Source organism: Micromonospora sp. 15K316 (genome assembly GCF_004348525.1).
In the GTDB taxonomy this organism is placed as follows: Bacteria; Actinomycetota; Actinomycetes; order Mycobacteriales; family Micromonosporaceae; genus Micromonospora.
This window is the reverse complement of the sequence record NZ_SMKG01000026.1, coordinates 1-23,109: the sequence shown is the minus strand read 5'-3', so window position 1 is coordinate 23,109 and position 23,109 is coordinate 1. Positions and strand designations below refer to the sequence as shown.

Annotated in this window: 18 protein-coding genes, 4 tRNA genes and 2 pseudogenes; 17 read left to right on the top strand and 7 right to left on the bottom strand. The window is 72.2% G+C overall.

From position 1 onward, the window contains the following. The first annotated feature begins 349 nt into the window (after positions 1-349). The 4 genes from E1211_RS08970 to E1211_RS08955 all read left to right on the top strand — a co-directional run bounded on the left by E1211_RS08970 (position 350) and on the right by E1211_RS08955 (position 5,867). Positions 350-1,222 carry an alpha/beta fold hydrolase gene (locus E1211_RS08970; RefSeq protein ID WP_132347336.1) on the top strand — a complete coding sequence of 291 codons (873 nt, stop codon included), beginning with the start codon at positions 350-352 and terminating at the stop codon, positions 1,220-1,222. Between the two features lie 209 nt (positions 1,223-1,431). Beyond that, entirely contained in the window at positions 1,432-3,276 is a 1,845-nt protein-coding gene (locus E1211_RS08965) for a glycoside hydrolase family 15 protein (protein ID WP_132347334.1), read from the top strand. Positions 3,277-3,405: 129 nt separating this feature from the next. Then, a complete protein-coding gene (locus tag E1211_RS08960; protein ID WP_132347332.1) occupies positions 3,406-4,269 on the top strand; it encodes a hypothetical protein in 864 nt (287 codons plus the stop codon). Continuing rightward, positions 4,266-5,867, top strand: coding sequence for a hypothetical protein (locus E1211_RS08955; protein WP_132347330.1), 1,602 nt, complete (start codon positions 4,266-4,268; stop codon positions 5,865-5,867). The genes E1211_RS08960 and E1211_RS08955 overlap by 4 nt, the downstream gene beginning before the upstream one ends. Positions 5,868-5,895: 28 nt before the next feature. Here the strand turns inward: E1211_RS08955 and E1211_RS08950 are convergent, their stop codons facing one another. Genes E1211_RS08950 through E1211_RS33335 form a run of 3 tightly spaced genes read right to left on the bottom strand, consistent with a single transcriptional unit; the run spans position 5,896 to position 8,131 of the window. Beyond that, the gene (locus E1211_RS08950) at positions 5,896-7,056 is read right to left on the bottom strand and encodes a glycosyltransferase (protein WP_132347328.1); all 1,161 of its coding nucleotides are present in this window, start codon (positions 7,054-7,056) and stop codon (positions 5,896-5,898) included. Then, positions 7,043-7,825: a hypothetical protein gene (locus E1211_RS08945; protein ID WP_243709444.1), complete on the bottom strand. Its 783-nt coding sequence runs from the start codon at positions 7,823-7,825 to the stop codon at positions 7,043-7,045. Before E1211_RS08945 ends, E1211_RS08950 begins: the two co-directional genes overlap by 14 nt. A gap of 18 nt (positions 7,826-7,843) precedes the next feature. Further along, positions 7,844-8,131: a glycosyltransferase family 2 protein gene (locus E1211_RS33335; protein WP_243709443.1), complete on the bottom strand. Its 288-nt coding sequence runs from the start codon at positions 8,129-8,131 to the stop codon at positions 7,844-7,846. A gap of 472 nt (positions 8,132-8,603) precedes the next feature. On the opposite strand from E1211_RS33335, the gene E1211_RS08940 reads away from it, so the two are divergent. The 5 genes from E1211_RS08940 (at position 8,604) to E1211_RS08920 (ending at position 14,196) form a co-directional block, all read left to right on the top strand. Then, positions 8,604-9,080: a hypothetical protein gene (locus E1211_RS08940; RefSeq protein WP_132347326.1), complete on the top strand. Its 477-nt coding sequence runs from the start codon at positions 8,604-8,606 to the stop codon at positions 9,078-9,080. Positions 9,081-9,126: 46 nt separating this feature from the next. After that, complete coding sequence (locus tag E1211_RS08935) at positions 9,127-10,938, top strand: glycoside hydrolase family 15 protein (RefSeq protein ID WP_132347324.1); 1,812 nt, start codon at positions 9,127-9,129, stop codon at positions 10,936-10,938. Between the two features lie 112 nt (positions 10,939-11,050). Then, complete coding sequence (locus E1211_RS08930; protein ID WP_132347322.1) at positions 11,051-11,689, top strand: HD domain-containing protein; 639 nt, start codon at positions 11,051-11,053, stop codon at positions 11,687-11,689. A gap of 102 nt (positions 11,690-11,791) precedes the next feature. Then, positions 11,792-12,169: an SCP2 sterol-binding domain-containing protein gene (locus E1211_RS08925; protein ID WP_165947208.1), complete on the top strand. Its 378-nt coding sequence runs from the start codon at positions 11,792-11,794 to the stop codon at positions 12,167-12,169. Beyond that, the gene (locus E1211_RS08920; protein WP_243709442.1) at positions 12,166-14,196 is read left to right on the top strand and encodes a glycogen debranching N-terminal domain-containing protein; all 2,031 of its coding nucleotides are present in this window, start codon (positions 12,166-12,168) and stop codon (positions 14,194-14,196) included. The genes E1211_RS08925 and E1211_RS08920 overlap by 4 nt, the downstream gene beginning before the upstream one ends. Before the next feature lie 141 nt (positions 14,197-14,337). Here the strand turns inward: E1211_RS08920 and E1211_RS08915 are convergent, their stop codons facing one another. Beyond that, positions 14,338-15,051 carry an RICIN domain-containing protein gene (locus E1211_RS08915; RefSeq protein ID WP_132347318.1) on the bottom strand — a complete coding sequence of 238 codons (714 nt, stop codon included), beginning with the start codon at positions 15,049-15,051 and terminating at the stop codon, positions 14,338-14,340. Next, positions 15,044-15,544 (bottom strand): SigE family RNA polymerase sigma factor, encoded by a 501-nt coding sequence (locus E1211_RS08910; RefSeq protein ID WP_132347316.1) that lies wholly within the window; start codon positions 15,542-15,544, stop codon positions 15,044-15,046. The genes E1211_RS08915 and E1211_RS08910 overlap by 8 nt, the downstream gene beginning before the upstream one ends. 182 nt (positions 15,545-15,726) lie before the next feature. Here E1211_RS08910 and E1211_RS08905 point away from each other — a divergent pair, with 182 nt between their 5' ends. After that, positions 15,727-18,957: a S8 family serine peptidase gene (locus tag E1211_RS08905; protein WP_132347314.1), complete on the top strand. Its 3,231-nt coding sequence runs from the start codon at positions 15,727-15,729 to the stop codon at positions 18,955-18,957. Positions 18,958-19,085: 128 nt separating this feature from the next. On the opposite strand, the gene E1211_RS08900 is transcribed toward E1211_RS08905, so the two are convergent. Continuing rightward, on the bottom strand, positions 19,086-19,502 hold the full coding sequence (locus E1211_RS08900; protein ID WP_132347312.1) for an SRPBCC domain-containing protein: 417 nt from the start codon (positions 19,500-19,502) through the stop codon (positions 19,086-19,088). Positions 19,503-19,613: 111 nt separating this feature from the next. Between E1211_RS08900 and E1211_RS08895 the strand changes: the two genes are divergently transcribed. After that, complete coding sequence (locus E1211_RS08895) at positions 19,614-20,078, top strand: MarR family winged helix-turn-helix transcriptional regulator (protein ID WP_243709441.1); 465 nt, start codon at positions 19,614-19,616, stop codon at positions 20,076-20,078. A 387-nt stretch (positions 20,079-20,465) separates the two neighbouring features. On the opposite strand, the pseudogene E1211_RS32950 reads toward E1211_RS08895, so the two are convergent. Then, positions 20,466-20,813 (bottom strand): annotated as a pseudogene (locus tag E1211_RS32950) (hypothetical protein); the annotation flags it as partial. A gap of 62 nt (positions 20,814-20,875) precedes the next feature. On the opposite strand from E1211_RS32950, the gene E1211_RS08880 reads away from it, so the two are divergent. From E1211_RS08880 to E1211_RS08855, 6 genes and pseudogenes are all read left to right on the top strand, one after another. Beyond that, positions 20,876-20,948: transfer RNA gene (locus tag E1211_RS08880), tRNA-Gly, on the top strand. A 31-nt stretch (positions 20,949-20,979) separates the two neighbouring features. Then, positions 20,980-21,055 (top strand) — tRNA-Asp (locus tag E1211_RS08875). A 27-nt stretch (positions 21,056-21,082) separates the two neighbouring features. Continuing rightward, a tRNA-Ser gene (locus E1211_RS08870) sits at positions 21,083-21,154 on the top strand. 27 nt (positions 21,155-21,181) lie between these two features. Continuing rightward, positions 21,182-22,744 carry an ankyrin repeat domain-containing protein gene (locus E1211_RS08865; protein ID WP_132347310.1) on the top strand — a complete coding sequence of 521 codons (1,563 nt, stop codon included), beginning with the start codon at positions 21,182-21,184 and terminating at the stop codon, positions 22,742-22,744. A 36-nt stretch (positions 22,745-22,780) separates the two neighbouring features. After that, positions 22,781-22,853, top strand: a tRNA-OTHER gene (locus E1211_RS08860). Positions 22,854-22,877: 24 nt separating this feature from the next. Further along, positions 22,878-23,109, top strand: a pseudogene (locus E1211_RS08855) (SDR family NAD(P)-dependent oxidoreductase); the annotation flags it as partial.

Below are 23,109 nucleotides of genomic sequence, written 5' to 3'. Positions count from 1 at the left end.
CCCGTCACGGCTCGCTGGTGCCCGTCATGGCGGGCGGTGCCCGGGGCCGCGAGCTCGGGGCGGACGTTCAGCCTGGGTGGCTCGGGCGCACGGAGGCGGAGCTGGTCGACGTGGGGCGGTGTGCCCACGCATCGTGGTTGCTTCGGAACTGAGTCGATCGCGTCATCGCCTGATGCGGCAACGACATCAGCTCCAGAGGACGCCGACAGCGCCACCGACCTGCTCGACGCGATGGCCGCGCTGCCAGCCAACCACCTGAGGCGCGAACCTCCCGCGCCCGGCGGGACGAGCGCCCGCCACGCGCGGCGACTCCCCCACGTCGACCCCACCCGGCCGTAGTCTGACCGCCATGACGACACAGACGCACACGCTCGCCCTCCCCGGCGTCGATCTGGTCTACGACGTGCGCGGGCCGCTCCCGCCGGCGGGTGGGCAGCCGCCGCTGCTGATGATCGGGCAGCCGATGACGGCGGAGGGCTTCACCGCGCTCGCCGCGCACTTCACCGACCGCACGGTCGTCACCTACGACCCGCGTGGCCTGGGCCGCAGCACCCGCAACGACGGCCGGACCGAGCACACGCCGCAGCAGCAGGCCGCCGACCTGCACCAGCTGATCGAGGCGCTCGGCGCCGGTCCGGTCGACCTCTTCGCCAGCAGCGGCGGCGCGGTGACCGCGCTCGAACTGGTCGCCACCCACCCCGGCGACGTCATCACGCTGGTGGCGCACGAGCCACCCATCAACGCGGTGCTGCCCGACGCCGCCGGCGCCGAGCGCGCCCGCGCCGACTTCCACGAGGCGTACCAGGCGAAGGGCTTCGGCGCGGGCATGGCCGCGTTCGTCGCGATGACCTCCTGGCAGGGCGAGTTCACCGACGCCTACTTCGCCCAGCCCACCCCCGACCCGGCGATGTTCGGCATGCCGACCGAGGACGACGGCACCCGCGACGATCCATTGCTGTCGAAGAGCTCGTGGGCGGTCACCGACTACCGACCCGACCCCGACCTGCTCGGCGCGGCGTCGACCCGGATCGTGATCGCCGTCGGCGAGGAGTCCGGGCAGACGTACACGGCCCGTACGGCCATCGCCACCGCGGCCCTGCTCGGCCAGCAGGCGACGGTGTTCCCGAGCCACCACGGCGGGTTCCTCGGCGGCGAGTTCGGCTACGCGGGCAAGCCGGAGGAGTTCGCCGCGAAGCTGCGCGAGGTCCTCGCCGCCGCCTGAGCCGCCGAGCGCTCCCCGACGGAGCCACGGCGCGCCCCAGGGACGCTCTCTTGATCGACTCGATTTCCTTGAATTCGGGCCACCGCTCGGCCCGGACACCCCGATATGCAGGCAACCCGAGTCGGTTGGGGCCCTTGTAACGTTCGTCCGCCCCCGTCGGCGCGGACGGGATGGCGGTGTCACTTCACCCGGCACGGGTAGTCCGCCTCATGGGGCACGCACGGATCGCGGACCACGGCTTCCTGGCCGATGGTCGCAGCGCGGTGCTGGTGGACAGCACCGGGTCGGTGAACTGGTGGTGCCCCGCGCGGTTCGACTCCCCGTCCGTCTTCGCGCGGCTGCTCGACGACGACGCCGGACACTGGGCGATCCGCCCCGAGGGTCGGTTCCGCACCGAACGCGGTTATCTGACCGATACGCTCGTGCTCCGTACCGTCTTCAGCACCGAGACCGGCAGCGTGGCGCTGACCGACGCCCTGGCCCTGGAGCCGGGGGCCCGCAGCCACGACGTCGGCCTGCGCTCGCCGAGGATGCTGGCCCGGGTCGTGCGCGGCCTCTCCGGCGAGGTACGGATGCGGATGCACTACCGGCCCCGGTTCGAGTACGGCCGGATGATCCCGCAACTGGTGCAGGAGGGCGACGCCCTGGTCGCCAGCGCCGCGTCGGCCCGGCTGGATCTGCGCGCGGACACCCCCCTGACGTGCGAGGTCGGCGAGGCGTTCGGCTCGTTCACGGTACGGGCCGGCGAGACGTGTCGCTTCACCCTCGGGTACGCGCCGGCGTACGGCTCCGGCCCGCCGGCGGTGCTCGACGCCGAACAGGCGATAGACAACGCGGCCGAGGGCTGGCGTTCCTGGATGGGCGACCACGACTACCGCGGCCTCTACCGGGATCAGGTGCGGCGCAGCTCGCTGGTGGTGCAGGGCATGACCTACCGCCCCAGCGGCGCGGTGGTGGCCGCACCGACGATGGCCCTGCCCGAGGAGCTGGGGGGCGAACGCAACTACGACTACCGCTACGCCTGGGTGCGCGACTTCAGCTTCACGCTGGAGGCGCTGTGGCGGGTGAGCTGCACCGACGAGCTCAACCTGCACATCGGATGGCTGACCCGGTCGATGGGCATGAACGAGGGTGTCGTGCCGATCATGTACGGGGTGGAGGGGGAACGGGACCTCACCGAACACCACCTCGATCACCTGACCGGCTACGCCGAGAGCCGCCCGGTGATGGTGGGTAACGACGCCTGGCGACAGCGGCAGAACGACGTGCACGGCGAACCGCTGAGCGCCTCCTGGCTGATGCGGGACCACCTCGACCCGATGCCGCCGGGGATCCGGGAGCTGCTCCGCGCGATCACCGACCGGGCCGCCCGGGACTGGCAGCTGCCGGACGCCGGGATGTGGGAGGTACGCGACACCGAACGGCACTTCGTGTCGTCGAAGGTGCAGTGCTGGACGGCGCTGGACCGCGCCGTCCGCTTCGGGTCCCACCTCGGGTCGGAGGCGGAGGTCGCCAGGTGGGCAGCGATCCGCGACGACATCCGCCGAAGCGTGCTGACCGAGGGCTGGAACGACCGGCTGCAGGCCTTCACCGGGGTGTTCGACAGCGACGACCTGGACGCCTCCGTCCTGCTGATGCCACTGGTCGGCTTCCTGCCCGCCGACGACCCGCGGATGCGGTCCACCATCCGGCTGATCGAGGAGAGGCTCTCCGACAACGGCCTGCTGCGCCGCTGGGACGGTGACCCCGCCGGCTTCGTGATCTGCTCCTTCTGGCTGGTCAGCTGCCTGGCCCTGGCCGGTGAGCGCCGCCGCGCCGGGCAGATGTTCGAGCGGGTCGCCGGCTGCGTCAACGACCTGGGCCTGCTCGCCGAGCAGATCGACCCGCGCACCGGGGAGGCCCTGGGGAACTTCCCCCAGGCGTTCTCCCACATCGGGCTCATCAACGCCGCCGGGGACCTCACCGATCTGGATTCCGGGCACCGCGAACTTCCGCTGGCGCCGGGGCGGCTCATCCCCACCGACGAGGAGAGCGGCCCGACCGAGGACCGCTGACGCCGCGGGACGTGTCCGCGCTCCCGGTCTCGTCCCCGGTCGGCCATGTCCGCGTGGCACGGCATTCATGTGGCGTGGCTACGGTTCGGGGCGCGCTCTCACCCGGGACCAGAGACGGTCGGCACCGCCGTGCATCACGCGAACCACTACTACGGCCACTCACACGTGCTGGCCCGCTACTGCGGGCTGGACGACCGGTCCCCGCAACGCATCCACGGCTACCTCCAGCACGGGTGGAACATCGGCCACGGGATGGCCCCCGACCACGAGTTCGTACCCGGCCTACCGCTCTTCGTCTGGTCGGAGCGGACCCGCCGGCGGGCCTGGTCGCTGGGGCGACGCGAGACGTACGCCATCGGCTCGCCCTGGGCGTACCTGCTCGCGATGGAGCCGGAGCCGGACGCACCCCCACCCCGGGAGGGCACTATCTGGTACCCGTTCCACGGCTGGGAGGGCCAGCACGTGGTGGGCGACCACGACCGGCTGATCGCGGAGATCAAAGCGACCGAGCCCGGGCCGGTGACCGTCTGCCTGTACTGGCAGGAGTACCGGGCGACGCGGGTGCGCGAGCGGTACGAGCGGGCGGGCTTCCGGGTCATCTGCCACGGCTACCGGGGCAGCAAGTGGGACAGCCTCGACCCGGACTTCCTGCGCCGGCAACTGGCCGAGCAGCGACGACATCGCCGCGTCGCCTCCAACCGGCTCTGCAGCGCCGTCCTCTACGCCATCCTCGCCGGCTGCGAGCCGGCCGTGTACGGCGACCCCATGCAACTGGACGGGGAGGTGCCGATCTGGGGTGGGCAGCCCCGGATCCGCCGGCAGTGGGCGCAGCTGCACGGTCCGCAGGTCGACCCGGTGGTGGCGCGGGAGGTCGCCGTCGGCGAGTTGGGCGCCGACATCCTGCTCCCGGCCGTCGCGCTGCGCCGGCTGTTCCGCTGGCCCGAACCGGCGTCCGTGACCGCCGAGCCCGCACCGCTGGAGGGGGCGCGATGAACCTGCGACTGATCGGCGGCGAGATGCAGGCCTGGTCGGACCTGGACGGCCGGCACGGGCCCGGCCCGGTCCGCGGGGAGGTACTGGCCCCGCTGCTCGCCACCGTGACCGGGCGCGCCCTCGTCCTCGGCCCGCTCGACCCGACGTTGCTCGACGCGGTACCGGCGGAGGACCTGACGGTCCTGGTGCGGGGGCTGCCGGACGCCGAGGCGCTCGCCGCCCGCTTGGCCGGCCGCCCCGGCGTCACGGTGCTCTGCGGCAGCCCGGAGAAGCTCGCGGCCGAACCGGCGTACGACACGGTCGTGGCGCTCGACGGCACCCGGCGGCTCACCTCCACCGAGGGCGCCGACCTGACCTGGGACGACACCGTCGCGCTGCTGACGGCCGCGCTGCGGCCGGGCGCGCGGCTGCTCCTCGCCGCGGAGAATCACCTGGGCGTGCACCGGCTGGTCGCGTTGCCGCCGGAGGTGACCGACTCGGACTGGGCGGACGCCGGCGAGTACGACCCGAACCGGCCGGCGGGCCTGGACCGGCTCCGCGACCGCCTCGCCGCCGCCGGACTGGCCGTGACGCACATCCACACCGCCTGGCCGACGCCGATCGCGCCCACCGCGCTGGTGACGCCGGGGTTGCTGGCCGACGAGGAGGCGAGGGCCTTCCTCACGGCGGTGCTCGACCAGGCCTGTGCACCCCTGACGACCGTGCTGACCGACCCGCGACGGCTGGCCGCCCAGTCGGTGCGCCACGACGCGGCGGCCGTCCTCGCGCCGGGCTGGATCCTGCAGGCCGAACGGGCCGTCCTCGATCCGGGCGGCGTCACCGGTCAGCTCTGGTTCGAGGCACCGGGGAGCGGTCCGGAGCAGCCCGGAATCCCGGCCGCACAGCTGCGGTTCCCGCCCCTGCCCGAGGCGATGATCGCGGTCGACGGCGATCGCGTCGAGGTCACCCGCGGTCCCGGCGGAGGATTGTTCCGGCACAGCCCGGCCGACGGCACCTGGCTGCTGCCCAGCGGTCACCTCCTCGAACAGCTCCTCATTGTGGCGTCCCTGCGGCGCGACCTGCCGGCCGTGCGGGAGCTGCTGCACCGGTGGCAGGCCAGCCCGCACGCCGGTGTCCCGGCCGACCAGGTCGTCATGACGCCCGGTCACGACCTCGCGCCACTGACGCCGGCAGGGCCCCCGCAGGCCGCTCTGCGGCGCCTCGCCGTCCGGCTGCTCGACGCCGGGCTCGGCTACCTCTGGCCGTCACCCGCGGACCCGGCCGAACTGAGTCTGACGCTGGCGGCCCTGGCCGGGCGGGCCCCCGAGCCGGTCGCACCGACCGATGACGAGCCAGGCCGGGCGGCGACGCCGGGTTTGCGGGAGCTGACGATGAGCCGCGACCGGCTGGCGCAGGAGTTGGCCGAGGCCCGCGAGCGGGAGGCGTGGTACGAGCGGGCCCTCGCCGACCGGGAGGCGGAGCTGCGCCGGGCGCGTGGGCTCGTCGCGGTGCTGAGCGGCACACCGACGGCGCGAGCCGGCAAGCTCATGCTGGCCGGTGCCCGGCGGGCTCGCCGCACCGCCGGCGCCGTCGCCCGCCGCGTCCTGCCCCGCGGCTGACCAGCGGACGGCGGCGGCGCGGCACGGTTCAGCGCGGCGCCGGGGTGGCGGCCTCGGCGGCATCCGGCCGGGCGACGCCGGGAGCGACGACGCTCTCGTACAGCTCCTCGAGCAGTCGCGTCTGCCGGCGCAGGTCGAAGTTCTCCACGGCGTGCCGGCGGGCGGCGCGTCCGAGGCGTTCCCGCAGCGGCTCGTCGGTGAGCAGCCGGCGGATGTTCTCGGCCAGCGCCGCCGGGTCCCGTTCGGCGCAGAGCAGGCCGGTCTCCCCCTCTCGGACCCCTTCCGGGATGCCGCTGTGGTGGGTGGCGACGACCGGCAGTCCGAGGCTCGCCGCCTCCAGGACGGTCGTGGGTAGTCCCTCGCAGTCGCCGTCCGACGCCGTTCGGGACGGCGCGGCAAGCATCCTGGCCTGCGCCATGTGCTGCTGGACCAGCTCCGGCGGCTGCGCGCCCAGGAACGTGGCGTCCACCTGGAGCTGAACCGCCCGCGCCCGGGTCGCCTCCTGCCGCGGGCCCGCGCCGATGAAGAGGACGCGGGGCCGAAGCGGCGCGAGCAGTCCGAGCGCCTCGACGAGGTCGTCGGCGCCCTTCTTGTCGACGAACCGGCCCACGAAGACCACGTCCCACGTCTTCGGACCGGCCGGCGGCTCCGCCGGGATCGGCACGCCGGTGTAGTGGACGCGCACCTTCGCCGGGTCGGCGCCCAACTCCAGAGCGCGGTCGCGGATGAAGGCCGAGACGGCGATGATCAGGGCGGCCCGGTCGAACGCGGCGCGCAGCTTGCGGCGGTGCCGCGCGCCACGCAGGCCGGGCACGGCCGGCTGCCGCGTCACGTCGACGCCGTGCAGGGTGACGACAAGCGGTACGCCCAACTGCTGGGCGGTGCGGCTGATCAACCAGCCGTCGCCACCGAAGTGGGCGTGCACCACCGTCGGTTTGAGGCGGGCCAGCAGCCGGCGCAGCCGCGCCGAGCGGCCGGTCGCCCGCAGCTGGTGCCAGCCACGACGGCCGGCCGGAGTGCCCGGGTAGACGATCACGTCGCCGTCGGCCGCGATCGGCGAGGCGATCTTGTTGGCGCCGAGGTAGACCGGCCGCCACGACGGCAACGCGTCGCCCTGGTTGCGGACGAACGTCTCGGAGATCGGCAGCAGACCGCTGCGCCAGATCACCGCGACCTTAGCTCCGGACATCGCTTCCCGGGCCGGTCGTCGGTACCGGTGACACCGGCAGCGCGGCGGCTGTCGTGCGGACCGGGTGGTCGGCGGGCGGCACCCCGCCGCCGCGCGTCGCGGAGGTGGCCGGGACGGGCTCGGCGTCCGGTGCGGGGGCGGGGCGTCGGCGGCTCAGGATCCGGTCACGCAGGGTGTGCCGCAGCTGCGGTGGGATCAGCCAGATCTGGAAGAACGTCAGGTAGTCGATCGCGCTCGGCCGGCCGTGCCGTCGCGCGTCGCCGAGCAGCATCCGGAACACGCGGAAACTCCGTGTCGGCGCCGCCATCGAACTGATGATGCTCATGACGATGGCGGCGTACGCCTTCGGGGTCAGCAGCGGGCGCATCTTGCGCACCCACTCCAGCTGCGCCTCCCACGGCGAGTTCAGGCTGATCCGCGGCCGGTCCTCGTCCTGGTGCCACAGCACCAGCGGCTCGGCGGCGATGACCAGGTCGGCGCCGTCCTGGTCCAGCGCCCGCAGCGTCCAGTCGAGCTCCTGCTGGCGGCGCAGGCCCACGGTGAACGGGACCCGACGCAGCAACGACGTGGGCGCCATGATCGTCGAGGTCTGGATGAACCCGTCACCGTGGAACAGACCGCGCCGGACGGTGAGGTACTCGCACACCGGCTCGCCGTCGAGCGGGAGGCGGCGGGGCATGACGAACTCGGCACGCGGGGTCTTGTTGACCAGCCGGCTGGCGATGACCGGCAGCGCGGCGGTGGCCTGCCGCGCGTACGCCAACTGCACCGCGAGCTTCTCCGGAAGTCACTCGTCGTCGTCGTCCAGCAGGGCCGTCCACGGCGCGGCGGCGTGCGCCACGCCCACGTTGCGGGCGTTCGGGGCGCCGCCCTTCTGCGCGAGCTGCACGAGCCGCAGGCGATGGTCGTCGATCCCGCCGAGCGCGTCCTGGGTCGCCTGGTCGGGGCCGTCAATCACGACGATGACCTCGATGTCGGTGACCGTCTGGGCCAGGACGCTACGGACAGCCCGGGTGACCAGGTCGGGGCGGGCGAACGTGGGGATGACGACGCTTACTTCGGGTGCCGATGACATGATCACCACTCATCCGGCCGGAGACGAACTGTCAGCCGGTGACGCTAGGGGGCCCACCCGTCATGCCGGTGAATGGAAACCGGCGTCCGGGCGCACAACGGGAGTGGTGTTGCTGTCGCGCCGGCGACGCGGCCCGACCGGTCCCGGCCTCGGCGTGCGCGGCTCGCCCGGTGTCGGTCGCGTCTCGACGAGCCGGCCACACACCGCCGCGCGGTGACATATGGTGAAAAACCGGCGCGGCCAGGGTCGTCCGACGGTGGTGCGACGCGGGACTCCCCGATCACGGCCGCGCAGCCGCACGCCGGCCAGCCGAAGGACGGACCGATGACCGCGAGAACGCCGCCGCGCCCCGCGCCGACGGCCCCGAACCGCCCGGTGCCCCGGAGCCGGCCGTACGGGGGACGTTTCCCGTGCGGCGCGGAAAGCCCGGGCGGCGCGGCGGCCGTGAACCCGCGCGCCGCCCACCACTGAGATGGACTGGGCCGGATGGGCGCTGTTCGGGTTGGTCGCCACCACCGCGCTGACCGCAGCGCTGACCGCCGCCCAGCTGGCCGGGCTCACCCGCATCGACTTTCCGCTGGCACTCGGGACCCTCGTCACCGAGGATCCCGACCGTGCCCGCGTCATCGGGTTCGTCATGCACCTCGGCGTCGGTCAGGGCTTCGCCCTCGGCTACGCGGCCACCTTCGCCCTGTTGGGTCACGCCACCTGGTGGATCGGCGCGCTGCTCGGCTTCGTCCACGTCGGGATCGCGCTGACGGTGCTGCTGCCGCTGCTGCCCGGTGTCCACCCGCGCATGGCCTCCCAGCGGGCGGGCCTGGCCAGCACCGCGGTGCTGGAACCGCCGGGCTTGTTCGCCCTGAACTACGGCAACCAGACGCCCGCCGTCGCGGCCGTCGTCCACGTCCTCTACGGGCTGGTCCTCGGGCTGCTGCTGCGGGCCGGCTGACCGCGACGGCCCGCGCACCCGGTCACGTGACCCGAGGAGCTTTCCCATGACCGGTGGACCCGACCCGACGTGGCTCCGGCCGCCCAGGCCGATCAGCGACTACGGGCTGATCAGCGACACCCGCACCGCCGCGCTCGTCGCCGGCGACGGCGGCGTCGACTGGCTCTGCGTGCCGCGTTTCGACGGCGAGCCGCTCTTCGGCCGGTTGGTCGGCGGCCCCGACGCGGGAACCTTCCGGGTCGGCCCCGCCGAACCCGCTCCGGTGGTCGAACGGCGTTACCGGCAGCACACCGCCACGCTGGAGACGACCTGGGCGGTCGGCGCCGGGCGGCTCACCCTCACCGAGGCCATGGTGGCCGAGGTCGGCGGCCGCCTCCTGCCCACGACGCTGATCGTGCGGCGGCTGTCGGCCGAGGACGCGCCGATCGACGCCGTCGTCGAGTTCGACCCCCGCCACGGCGAACACCACCAACGGCCCCGGGTCCACCGGCGGCGTCAGGGCCTGGTGTGCCAGTGGGGGGCGTTGGCGGTCTCGTTGGGCGGCACGCGCGACCTCGCCGTCGAACCGGGCCGACTCACCCGGATCACTGTCGACCCTGGTCGTCCGCTCACCCTGGTGTTGGCCGTGGCCTACCGCGAACCACTGATCCACGTGGACCCGGCAGCGGCCTGGGACCTGCTCGTCGAGGACGAACAGCGGTGGCGAACCTGGACCGCCGAGATCGACGAGTCACTGCCGTTCCGGGAACACGTCGTACGAAGCCTGCTCACCCTGCGGCTGCTGACCTACTCGCCCTCACGGGCGCCGGTGGCGGCACCCACCACGTCACTGCCCGAGGATCCCGGCGGGATGCGCAACTGGGACTACCGCTACGTCTGGCCCCGGGACGCCAGCATCGGCGTCAGCGCCTTCCTCAGCGTGGGCAAACCCGAGGAAGCTCGCGGGTTCCTCGCCTGGCTGCTGCACGCCAGCCGGTTGCAGCGCCCACGCCTGCCGGCGCTGCTCACCCTCTACGGGCGCACCGTGCCCCGGGAACGGGAGGTACCCGGCTGGCCCGGTTACCGCGGCAGCGCTCCGGTCCGGACCGGTAACGCCGCCGCCGCGCAGCACCAGCTCGACGGGTACGGCTGGGTGATCGACGCCGCCTGGGCGTTCGTGCAGGCCGGGGGGCGCCTCAACACGGAGACGTGGCGGGCGGTACGGGGATTCGCCGACGTGGTCAGCTATTGCTGGCAGGAGCCCGACGCCGGGATCTGGGAGGTCCGTGAACCGGCCCAGCACGTCCACTCCAAGCTCATGGGCTGGCTCGCCCTGGACCGGGCCCTCGCCATCGCCGACACGCACCCGCTGTCGCAGCGCCGCCGGCGACGCTGGCAGCAGACCCGCGAGGCCATCGCCGTCGAGGTCCGCACGCGCGGATTCGACCCGGCGGCGGCCAGCTACGTACGCAGCTACGGTTCCCAGGACTTCGACGCCGCCCTGCTCGTCCTGCCGCTGTTGAACTTCGACGGCATCGACTCGCCCCGGGTACGCGGCACCATCGACGCGATCCGCGACCGGCTCTCCGCCGGCGGCCCGCTCCTCTACCGCTACCCGCCCGGCCGCGACGGGCTTCCCGGCCGCGAAGGCGCGTTCCTGCCCTGCTCGTTCTGGCTCGTTCAGGCGCTCGCCCGCACCGGGCGGCGCGGCGAGGCGCTTCAGCTGTTCCAGGCGATGCTCGACCATGCCGGCCCACTCGGCCTCTACGCGGAAGAGCTGGACCCGGCGACCGGCACCCACCTCGGCAACTACCCGCAGACGCTGACGCACGCGGCGCTCGTGCAGGCCGCGCTCGCCATCCGCGACGCGCCCGCCTGAGGCGTGCTTCCAGAAAGTGCGTGGGGCTGTTCCACGTCACGGCGAAGCGGTGATCGATACGCACGCAGATTGGAAAACTGTCCGCAGACATTCCCCGGAAAGGTCAGAGGTCATGCCAGAGGTCATCGCGGGGTTGGAGATTCCTGAGACAGCGGCGGTCGCCGAAGCGACCAGGATCGCCCGGGAGACGACACGTCCCGTCATCTACCACCACTCGCGGCGAGTCTTCTTCTTCGGTCTGATGCACGCTCACAGACTCGGCGCGGAGCTGGACCCGGAGCTGCTCTATCTGGCGGCCATGTTCCATGACGTCGGCCTCCTGACTCCCTTCTCCGACGTCGTGCAGCGCTTCGAAGTCGATGGCGCCGACCACGCGCGCAAGTTCCTCCTGGACCGGGGTTTCTCGACCGCCGCCGCCGAGACCGTGTGGATGGCGATCGCGCTGCACACCACCCCGGGCATCCCCGAGCGGATGGCCCCGGAAATCGCGACCACGCACCTCGGTGCCCTGACCGACGTGATCGGCCTCGGCCTGGAGGGACTGGACCGCGACCAGCTGGACGAAATTCTCGCCGTCCACCCGCGAGGTGACTTCAAGAACGAGTTTCTGCGAGCCTGCGTAGACGGGCTGAAGGATCGTCCCGAGACCACGAACGGCACCGTCAGCTCCGACGTGCTCGAGCATTTCATCCCCGGCCTCCAGCGCTCGACGACGGTCGAGCGCATCGTCGGTTCGCCCTGGCCGAGCTGATCGGACAACTCACGAGGTCACGCGAACGCCAGACCGCCTCGTACCGATCTCACCCGCATCGGGTGATGCGGAGCCACCATCTCCCGCACCATGCTTTCGGACATGTCCGATCCAACTGGTGAGTTCTTCGATCAGCTTGGCCGGCGCGGGCACGAGCGCCTGCTGGCGCAGGTTAGCGGCGTGATGCGCTTTGACCTTGATCATGAGGGGCGGACGGACCACTGGATACTCGCAATCACGAAGGGAGACGTCAGTGTTTCGCGGGAGGAGCGCCACGCTGACTGCGTCGTCCGCGCCGATCGCGTCCTATTCGACCGCATCACGAGCGGTGAGGTGAACGCGCTGGCGGCATGGCTGCGCAACCAACTCACCTGTGACGGCGACCTGCTCCTGCTTCGCTTCCTCACGAAGGTTTTTCCAGGACCGCCCGATGCGCATGATCCGCGGCCTGCCGCCCGTTTCCCCAGGGGGCGGCGGTGACCGAACGCGTTCGTATCCTCGACGGAAACACCTTCGTCGTGAGCGACGAGCGCGGCGACATGGAGGTGTCCCCCACCTTCCCGGCGGGATTCTTCTCGTATGACACCCGCTTCCTGTCGACTTGGCGTCTCACCGTCAACGGTGAACGACTCCAGTCGCTTTCCGTCGACAACCTGCAGTATTTCGAGGCGCGGTTCTTCCTGGTCCCTGGAGAACCTACTCACTACGTCGACGCCAAGGTGTCGGTTATCCGCAAGCAGGAGATCGGACGCAGCCTCGAAGAGCAGTTGAGCATTTTCAACCATACGGGCAAGCCCGTCGACCTCACCATCCGCCTCGACGTCGGCAGCGATTTCGCCGACATCTTCGAGATCAAGAACGTGCGGAAGCACAAGGCCGGGAAACGCTACGCAGTGGTTGAGGACGGGCGCCTCCGGTTGGGCTACGAGCGAGACACCTTCCGGCGCGAAACCCTCATCTCCAGTACCGCGCCCGCTCAGATCGACGAGGATGGTCTCACGTTCTCCGTCCGCATTGAACCGCACGGCACCTGGCAGACGAGTCTGCACGTCGAGGCGCTGGGGGGACGCGGTAGAGAAATCAGAACCAGCCTGCAGGGCCAACGCGGCCGACCTCGGCCAGAAGTCCGGAGGGACCAGGACGAGTGGCTCAGCCGGACACCACGCCTGGAATGTGATTACGAGCCGTTGGCGATGACGTACAGACGCAGCCTCGTTGATCTCGCGGCGTTGCGGTACACGCCGCTCATCTCGGGCGGTCGAACGATGCCAGCCGCGGGTCTGCCGTGGTTCATGACGCTCTTCGGCCGCGACAGCATCTTCACCAGCCTGCAGGCGTTACCGTTCACACCGGAACTCGCCGCGACAACCTTGCGCCTCCTCGGGTCCATGCAGGGCAGCAAGCTGGATGACTTCCGCGAGGAGGAGCCCGGCAAAATAATGCACGAGTTGCGCCTCGGCGAATCAGCCGCGTTCGAGGAGCAGCCGCACTCGCCATACTACGGCAGCGTCGACTCGACCCCACTCTTCCTGATCCTCCTCGACGAGTACGAGCGATGGACCGGCGACGGCGCACTGGTACGCCAGTCGGAGGACTTCGCTCGCGCGGCTCTCGGGTGGATCGATGAGTACGGCGATCTGATGGGCAACGGTTACGTGTGGTACAAGCGCCGTAACGAGGCGACCGGGCTGGTGAACCAGTGTTGGAAGGACTCCTGGGACTCGATTTCCTATCGGGACGGCAGGCTGCCTGATTTTCCGCGGGCAACCTGCGAGGTCCAGGGATACGCGTACGACGCGAAATTGCGCGCCGCTCGCCTCGCCCGCAACTTCTGGGACGACCCGGCGCTCGCAGATCGGCTGGAACGGGAGGCGGAGAACCTCAAGCATCGGTTCAACCGTGACTTCTGGATCGAGGACGGACAGTACTATGCGCTCGCGCTCGACACCGAGGGCGAACCAGTCGACGCGCTCTCCTCGAACATCGGTCATCTGCTCTGGAGTGGCATCGTGGAGGACTCGCGGGCTGAGCAAGTCGCAACCCATCTGGTCGGGCCGCGGCTGTTTTCCGGGTGGGGTGTGCGGACGTTGGCGGAGGGCGATGAGCGTTACAACCCGGTCGGGTACCACGTAGGCACCGTCTGGCCCTTCGATAACTCGTTGATCGCGTTGGGTTTGCGGCGCTACGGCTTCAAGGAGGAAGCTGCCCATATCGCCCATGGAATCATCGACGCCGCGCAGTACTTCCAGGGCCGTCTGCCCGAGGCGTTCGGTGGGTACGACCGCGAGTTGACCCAGTACCCGGTCGAGTATCCGACCGCCTGCAGCCCACAGGCCTGGTCCAGCGGGGCGACCCTGCTGCTTCTCCGCACGATGCTCGGGATGGAACCGCACGGCGAACACCTGCTGGTCGATCCCGCGGTGCCGGAAGAGATCGGACGCATCGAACTGCTTGATATCCCCGGGCGCTGGGGGGTAGCCGATGCGTTCGGGCGCGGGCGCTACTAGCCCGTGTTTCGTAAGGGCCTCCGGACCGTGAGGTAGGCCCCCGGGTGGTGGGTCCGGGCCGGGGTGCCGTGCCTGAGGTGTGTGCGCCTTGGCAGTGCGCGCCGGACCAGCTCCGCGTCGGGCGCATCGATCGCCTCCGGACTACTCGTCGACGACGGGACCCCGGTCCTCGAACTCGTACGTGGTGGTGAGCGCCTCCGGCAGGTCGGGAACCAGTGCGTTGGTGCCGTCGACCACCTGCACGTAACGACGGCCCTGGAAGAGCGAGAAGCTTCCGTCGGCCTCCTGCTCGATCGTGAACAGCTGCGTCTGCGCGCCCGGTTCGCAGGTCCGGACGCGGACGCTGCCCGGCGCGGCGTCGTGCACGACCGTCATGCAGGTCTGCCCGCCGCCTCCCGGCCCGGCGAGCACGATCCGGAACCGGTCCCCGTCGGGCCGCAGGACCCACCGCGCCCGGTCGTCGACGCCGCGCTCGGTGGTGGCCCGCACCTGATCGCCGTCGCGGTCGATAGCCAGCATCGCCCGGTTCATGCCGGGAACCACGATCGCGACCTGCCGCCGGCCGGTGAGGATCTCCCGCGGCCCCGCCGACGCGGTCACGGACGGGACGGCCGACGGCGGCACCTGACCCGCCGGGGCCACCACACCCCGGTCCGGCGCCACCGCCTGCTCCCGCGCCTGCACCACCACTGCCCCGATCACCAGGGCGAGCGCGGCGAGGCCGACGCCGGTCACGGCGGTCCGACGGCGGCGACGCCTGTCGCTACGGTCGCGCAGCGTCTGCGCGGGGGGCAACTTCGTCGTCCGACGGGCCCCGTCGGCGATGGCCGTGAGGTCGTCGCGCGGATCAGCCATGGGACGCCTCCTCCTGGGGCTCCTCGGTCAGCATCGCGGCCATCGCCCTGCGGCCGCGAGCAAGGTAGGTCTTGACGGTCCCGACCGGCCGCTGCATCTCGGCCGCCACCTGGGCGACGGTGAGATCGTTCAGGTGGTGCAGCACGACGGCCCGGCGTTCGTCGGCGCTCAACCGCCGCAGCGCCTGCAGCAGCGCGACGTGGTTCTCGTCGAGGCCGGGAACGCTCTGCTCGACGGCGGCCCGGTGGTGCGCACGGATCCGGTTCATCGCCTTGCGCCAGCTGCTCACCGCGATCCGGGAGGCGACGCGCCGCACCCACGCCTCCGGACTGTCCGCCTCCCGCACCGTCTGCCAGCGCTGCCAGGCCCGCACGAAGGCCTCGGCGACGGCGTCCTCCGCCTCGTTGAGGTTGCCGGTCAGCAGGTAGACGTGGCCCACGATCCGGCCCGCGCAGGCCGCGTAGAGGGCGTCGAACTCCTCAGCGTCACGCATCCGACCGGCGCCCCCTCGAAGCCTCGTCCCCTGGTCACGCCGCATGCAACCCGGTCGGGGGGAGGGACCCCACCCGCGCGGTGCCGGATTGTGATGCTCGTCACAAGGTTGATGATCAACCCGCTGAGCGGTCCAGGCGTCATCGTGCCGACCCGGGAGAAACCCGAGGCGGAGAGGACGATGTGCGACGACGGCAACGACGCGCCCTGACAGCCGCGGTGCTCGCGACCGCGCTGGTCACGGCCGGAGTGTCGGCTACCCCAGCCGGCGCGCAGGAGCAACCGGCGGCCCCGGCCAGCGGGCCGGGCGGCACCTTCACGCTGATCACCGGCGACCGCGTGACGCTGGACGCCACCGGCCACCCGCAGATCCAGCGGGGACCGGGCCGGACCGGCATGCGCTTCGTCAGCAGCCGGGAGGGCGGCCACCAGTACGTCATCCCCGCCGACGCGGCGCCGCTGCTGCGCGACGGCCGGCTCGACCCGCGGCTGTTCGACCTCACCGTCCTCGGCGAGTTCGGCTACGACGACCGAAGCGCCGACCTGCCGCTGCTGGTGACGTACCCGGAGAACAAGCCGGCGCAGGCGCGCGCCGCCGCCGTCGAGGGGTCCGCCCGGGTACGCGCCGAGTTGCCCGCCGCGCACGCGCTCGCCGTACGGGCGGGCCGGACCGAGCGGGCCGCGCTCTGGTCGTCACTCACCCACGCGACACCGACCGCCCGTACGCTCACCGCCGGCGTCAGCGCCGTCTGGCTCGACGGCAAGCGCCGGGTGACCCTGGACCGTAGCGTGGCGCAGATCGGCGCCCCTTCGGCCTGGCGGGCCGGCTACGACGGCACCGGCGTCACCGTCGGCGTGCTCGACACCGGGATCGACGCCGGCCACCCCGACTTCGCCGGGCAGCTCGCCGCGGTCCGGGACTTCACCGGCGCCGACGACCCCGCCGACACGGTGGGTCACGGCACCCACGTGGCGTCGACGATCGTCGGCAGCGGCGCGGCCTCCGACGGCCGGTACCGCGGCGTCGCCCCCGGCGCGAAGCTGGTCGTCGGAAAGGTCTGCGCCACCACCGAGTGCCAGGACTCGGACGTGATCGCCGGCATGCAGTGGGCCGCGCCGCAGGCCCGCGTGATCAACCTGAGCATCGGCGACACGGACACGCCGGCGCTCGACCCGCTGGAGACCGCGGTCCAGGACCTGAGCCGCCGGTACGGCACACTCTTCGTCGTCGCCGCCGGCAACGAGGGCAAGCCGAAGTCGGTAAACACGCCGGCCTCCGCGGACGACGCCCTCGCCGTCGCCGCCGTCGACGCCGACGACCAGCGGGCCTACTTCTCCGCCAAGGGACCGCGGGTCGGCGACAACCACATCAAGCCCGAGATCAGCGCGCCCGGCGTCGACATCGTCGCCGCGGCCCCCGGCGGCGGCTACGTCCCCATGTCGGGCACCTCGATGGCGACCCCGCACGTGGCGGGCGCCGCCGCGATCCTCGCCGGGCAGCACCCGGACTGGTCCGGCCCGCAGCTGAAGGCCGCCCTGATGGACTCCGCCGAGCCCACCGGTGAGGAGAGCCTCTACGAGCAGGGCGCGGGCCGGGTGGACATCGGCCGCGCCGTCGCCCAGCCGATCGCCGCCGACATCGCCGCGATCGACTTCCCGGTGCAGCGCTGGCCCCACGCCGACGACACCCCGATCACCCAGGTCGTCGGCTACCGGAACACCGGCAGCACGCCGGTCACCCTGTCGCTGACCGTCGCACCCGCCCCGGCCGGCATGCTCACGGTCAACCCGGCCACCCTCGTCGTACCGGCCGGCGGCCGCGCCGAGGCCACGATCACCGTGGACACCCGAGTGGACGCCCCCGACGGCGTCTACCAGGGCGCGCTCACCGCTACCGGCGCCGGTGACCTGCGGGTGCGGACACCGTTCGCGCTCAACCGGGAGATCGAGAGCTACGACGTACGGCTCGACCACACCGGTCGGGACGGCCGACCGGCCACCGACTACCGGGCCGTAGCGGCCAGCCTGACGACCGGCGAGTTCACCACCCTCGACGGGCAACCGGGCGGGGGCACGATGCGGCTGCCCAAGGGCCGCTACGCCCTCTACAGCACCATCCACGACGGCGAGAGGTCGAGCCTGCTCGTGCAGCCGGTCCTGGACGTCCGCGGCCCGATCACCGAGGCGATCGACGCCCGCACGGCCCGGCCGGTCTCGCTCACCGTGCCAGAGCGCGACGCCGCACCGCTGGGCGTCCACGTGAGCGCCAACTGGAACGACGGCCTGCGCTACCCGGGCGTCCAGCTCGACGGGGACTCGTTCGCGAACGTGTTCTTCGGCCGGGTCGGGCCCGCCGTCGCCGCCCCCGAGCTCGCCGTGACGTTGGGCATCGGGCTCGCCCGCCCCGGCAAGGACGGCAGCTTCCGCAACAGCCCCTACACCTACGACCTGGCCTACGTGCTCCAGGGCGACATGTTCACCGGGCTGACGCGCAAGCTGTCGCCGAAGAACCTCGCCACCGTCAAGGCGACCTACCGCAGCCAGTCCACCACCGCCACGGCCGTCCGCCAGCACCGCGCGGCAGCCCCCGGTGGCCCCGGCCCGATCGGGTCGAGCACGTCGATCGACCTGCCCTTCCACGGCACCGAGTACTACAACACCGACGGCGGGATCGTCTGGACGTCCACCCTGGTCGAGGGCGACAACCTCACCACCCAGGAGTCCACCTTCAAGCCGGGCAGGAGGTACGCCCAGACCTGGAACGCGGCGCCGTTCGGGCCCAGCATGAACGGGGTGCCGGAGTGGTCGCCGCTGGGATACGCGGGCCGCGACGGCGACACCATCTCGATCGCGGCGCCACCCCTGTTCGGCGACGCGACAGGTCGGCCGGCCAGCCGCGACGACCTGCCGGTCCACCTCCGGTTGCTGCGTAACGGCAAGGAGATCGCCACCGCGGACGGCCCGTGGGCGGACTTCTCCGTACCCGCCGAGAAGGCCACCTACCGCCTGGAGGCGACCGTCACCCGCGCCGCCCCGGACACCCTGTCGACGTCGGTCGCGGTGGCGTGGACCTTCACCTCGGCCCACACGTCGAAGCCGGAGCGGCTGCCGTTGACGACGGCCCGGCCGACGCCGGCGCTCGACGACACCAACACGGCACGGGCGGGCCGGGCGATGACCATCCCGGTTGCCCTGGATCGGCAGGCGGGCTCGTCCGCCGCGGGTAACCGGACGCTCGGCGTCAGCGCGTCGTTCGACGACGGCAGGACGTGGCTCCCGTTGCCGGTGATCCGCGACGCCGCCCTCATCGTCCACCCGCGCCGGTCCGGGTTCGTGTCGCTGCGGGTGACGGCCGCCGACACCGCCGGGAACACGGTGACGCAGACGATCCAGCGGGCCTACCGGATCGCCTGACCACGGCCTGCGCCGACTCGGCTGCCGCACGGTGGCTGGGCGTCCTCGCCGTCGGTCGGAGCGGGGGATGCAGACGGCGCACGACCGCGCGGGGTGAGGGCTCTCCTCACCCCGCGCGGTCGTACCGGTCAGGCGGTGGCCAGGAAGCGGGTCAGCCCGTCAAGCAGCATGTTGCTGCCCTGCTCGGACTGGTCGCGGTCTTCGGCCGTGTCGAAGGTCTGCGAGAGGGTGACCTTGGTGCGGTCGCCGTCGGGCGTCAGGTCGAGGGTCATCAGGACGGGCTCGTCACGGCCCGGCACGTCCATGCCCATCACGAGCCGGTCGTTCGGCACGACCTCCGCGTAGCTGCCGGTGAGCGGGATGCGGGCGCCGCCCGGGATGACCATGACCGCGCTCCAGGCGCCGCCCGGCCGTACGTCCAGGACGACGTCCTCGGCGCTGGCCCACGGCCCGTACTTGTCGGCGTCGGTCCAGGCGGCCCAGACCTTCTCGACCGGAGCGTCCAGGGTGCGGGTGATGGCGTAGTCGTAGCCGTTGGCGCTCATGTCGGGTCTCTCCTCTGTCTGCACGGGGTGGCTTGGGGGATCAGCTGAGACCACGGTATAGTCATAGTACTTGACAGTCAGGCATCGTGACTAATTTCGGGAGGCGGTTCGGTGGACACCGCGCAGCACCACCCCGACCTGGGAGTCCTGACCGGGCAGCTCATGCGGGCGTTGCAGAACGAACTCTTCGAAACTCTCAGCGAGCAGGGGCACCCCGACGTCCGTCCACGCCACGGCTCGGTGCTGGCCTTCCTCGACGCCGACGGAGTCCGCGCGACCGACCTGGCGGCCCGGACCGGCCAACACAAACAGATCATCGGCACGATCGTCGACGAGCTGGTCAGCCTCGGCTACGTACGCCGGGAACCCGATCCCGCCGACCGCCGCGCCAAGCGCATCGTCCCCACCGAACACGGCCTGGACGAGATCGCCAAGGCCCGCGCCATCCTGGCCACGATCGAAGAGCGCCTGCAGCGAACCCTCGGCGAGCAGCGCTTCGCCGCGTTCCGCGAGGCGCTACAGGAGGTCACCGGCCACCAGCAGGCGTGGCGGGAGACCCGTCAATCGTCGGTCTGAACCGTTGCCGTGACCGAACAGCCCGACTTCACCGACCCGTGGTGGGACCTACGGCCGAGCGGCGCCGCCGAGCGTGATCAGAAAGAGGCACTGCGCAGTGAGCTTCTGACCGAAATCGCCGCCGACCACCCCCTGCACCGCCAGCCCGTCGTCGTCATCGCCACATCCGAAGCCTCGGACGACATCATCGTCGCGCTTCCCGGCGCGCGTTGGGCCCGAGTGCACCTCACGTGGAGAAACAAGGCCGAGACGCCTCCCTGGCCCAGAACCCGGTTCTACGACACCGTGGACGACCTCCAACGGCACCTCGACGAATCGGACTGAACAAAGGGGCGCGTGCCTCACGCTTGTCCCACCCGCCTGGAAAGCCTCCGCCGACACCTCGGTCGGCCGGCCGGCTGCCCACCGCACCAGGTGGCGGGTCTTCCAGTGCAGGCCACGCTCCGGCTCCTCGTCGCCGTCCGGCCATTCGACCACCGGGAGGTCGGGAAGCCCGAGCAGTGGCGAGATGACCTCGTTCGCCTCCGCCGCCCACGTCGTCGCCCAGACCAACTCGCATCCGAGGGCCGACAGCCGGCGACCGTCGGCCGGGTCGAGCCGATCGAGCAGCGGGTTGCCGATGACGTCCCGCCATCGCGAGTCGGCAGGCTCGCGCCGTCCCGGGCGGGCTTTGAACGGGATCAGCGGTCCGTCCACGTCGAGGAAGAGCACGTGACGGTCTACCGGGCCGGTCATCACAGGCCGAACCGTATCCGGGGGCCCGCGCCCGCCGTGTTCCGGTTCTACACTCGCATCGGCGGGCCGTAGCGCAGAGGTCGTCGCGTCGTACTTCCCAGACGAAGGACGCCGGTTCGATTCCGGTCGGCCCGCTCCTCGATTTCCCGTCTACACTGCGCGGCGGCGGGTCGTAGCGCAGAGGTCGACGCACCTCCTGATCAGGGAGGGGGACGCCGGTTCGAATCCGGTCGGCCCGCCCACCGTCCTCCATCTACACTGCGCCGCGGCGGGCCGTAGCGCAGAGGTCGACGCACCTCCAGGCTATGGAGGGGACGCCGGTTCGAATCCGGCCGGTCCGCCCGCACGACGTGGGAGAGGACGATCCGGTGGGGCGCCGACGGACGTACTACAGGGAGGTACGCCGGCTGTCGCTGGTGTCGCCGCCGGCCATGGTGGCCTCGGTCGGCCGGCGGCGGGCCGCAGGAGACTGGCGTGGCGCCTGCACGGCGGGGATGGTCGACGCGCACGTCGACCTGCCGGACGTGGCCCGCCGGTGGGGCCCGGGCGAGGCGGAACGGATCGAGGCGGAGCTGCGTGGCTTCGCGCCGGACCTGCTGCGCCGGTTCCTGCCCCGGCTGGACTCGTGGGCGCTGGCGTCCCGGCAGCAGGTGGTGCTGTCCCGGCTGAACGTCCCGTTTCCCGCCCGATCCGGCAACGCGGCGGTGCTCGTGGTGTCGCAGCCGACGGAGGCCCGGGCGCCCCAACGGCTGGGACTGCGGGTGGTCGACGCCGCCGAGGTGGGCGACGGCTGGCTGGACCTGCCCGACTGGTGCTGGCACGCCGATGCGTCGACGGACCGGCGGTGGGCGTACGGGGCGTCGCCGGAGCGTCTCCCCTGGCATCACCCGGACGGCCGCCCGTACGCGCCGGACGAGACGAGCCCGCCGGAGCGGCCCGCCGATCGCGCCGAGATGGTGGAGGCGCTGACCGCGCTGCTGGCGGCCGGCGATGTGCCGGCCGCCTACCGGGCAGCCGGCTTCGCCGTCGACCACACGCCACCCCGGTACGGCTCGGCCCACCTGGTCACCCACCAGCTGACCCGGTCGTCGCCGACGTTACCGCTGCTCGCGGCGGAGTACCGTCGGCTGGCGCACCGCTACGGGCACCGGTCGCTGCGGTTCGCGTCCCAGCTGGCGGTCACCGAGGACGACGGCGTGCTGCGCCTGCACGCCCACCCGTCGGCGTACAAGCTGCCCGGGCCACTCGTCGGGGTGCCGGCACCGTCGGACGTGGCGCTGCTGCTTGCCGGCGCGCTGAGCGCCGGCGAGCTGCACCCGCTGGTGCACGAGGCGCTCTTCCCCGGCCGCGACCAGCACCGCCCGGCGACGCGGCCCGAAACCGGCAAGGAGTTCCGGGTCCGCTGCGGCGGTGACTGGCATCTGCTCCGGTCGACCGGCGGGCACCTCAGCACCGGCCACCACGACGCGGCGGAGATCGAGCGGGAGTTGCTGCTGGCCCGGCTCGGCGGCCCGATCACCGGCTGCGCCAACGCGGTACGCGCCTGGCGGACCGGCGGCAAGGCGGTGCCGAAGGAGATCCGGCGCGTCCGCGCCGATCTGCTCGCCCGGCTCTTCCACGGCGACACCGACACGGTGCTGGCCTTCGTCGCCGCGGGCCTGGACCCTGAGCTGCGCGACGGGACGGGCGGCACGTTGCTGCACTGGCTGTCCCACCTGGACCACGTCCGGGCCCTGCCGGCGCTCCTCGCGGCGGGTCTCTCCCTCGACGCGCGCGACGGCGAGGGCGACACACCGCTGCACCGGGCCGCCGCCGCCGGAGCCGAGGACGTGATGGCGGCCCTGGTGGACGCGGGTGCGGACCGGCGCGCCGTGAACGGTGCGAACCGCACCCCGGCCCGGGTGTTGCAGGAGGCCCGCCGCCGGGGCTGATCTTTGTCGGTGCGGTTGGTTATGCTGCCGCGCGGCGAGGCCGTAGCGCAGAGGTCGACGCGCCTTGACATCAAGCTGGAGGACGCCGGTTCGAATCCGGCCGGTCTCGCCGCACATCGCACAGGGAGGCAGGGTGTCCGTCGATCGGGACGAGCTGGCGACCTGCCTCGCCGTGCTGGCCCGTCTCGACGACCCCGACCTGGACGAGCAGGCCCGGCAGGCGCTCGAACGTGCCGTCGGCGCGGCTGCCCGTGGGGTGAAGAAACGGGCGAAGGCGCGCCGCGAGGCCGCGACCCGGGCCGCCGACCGGGCGGTCCTCGCCGCGGCCACCCGGTTCCACGACGAGATCCCCGACCCGACCCCGC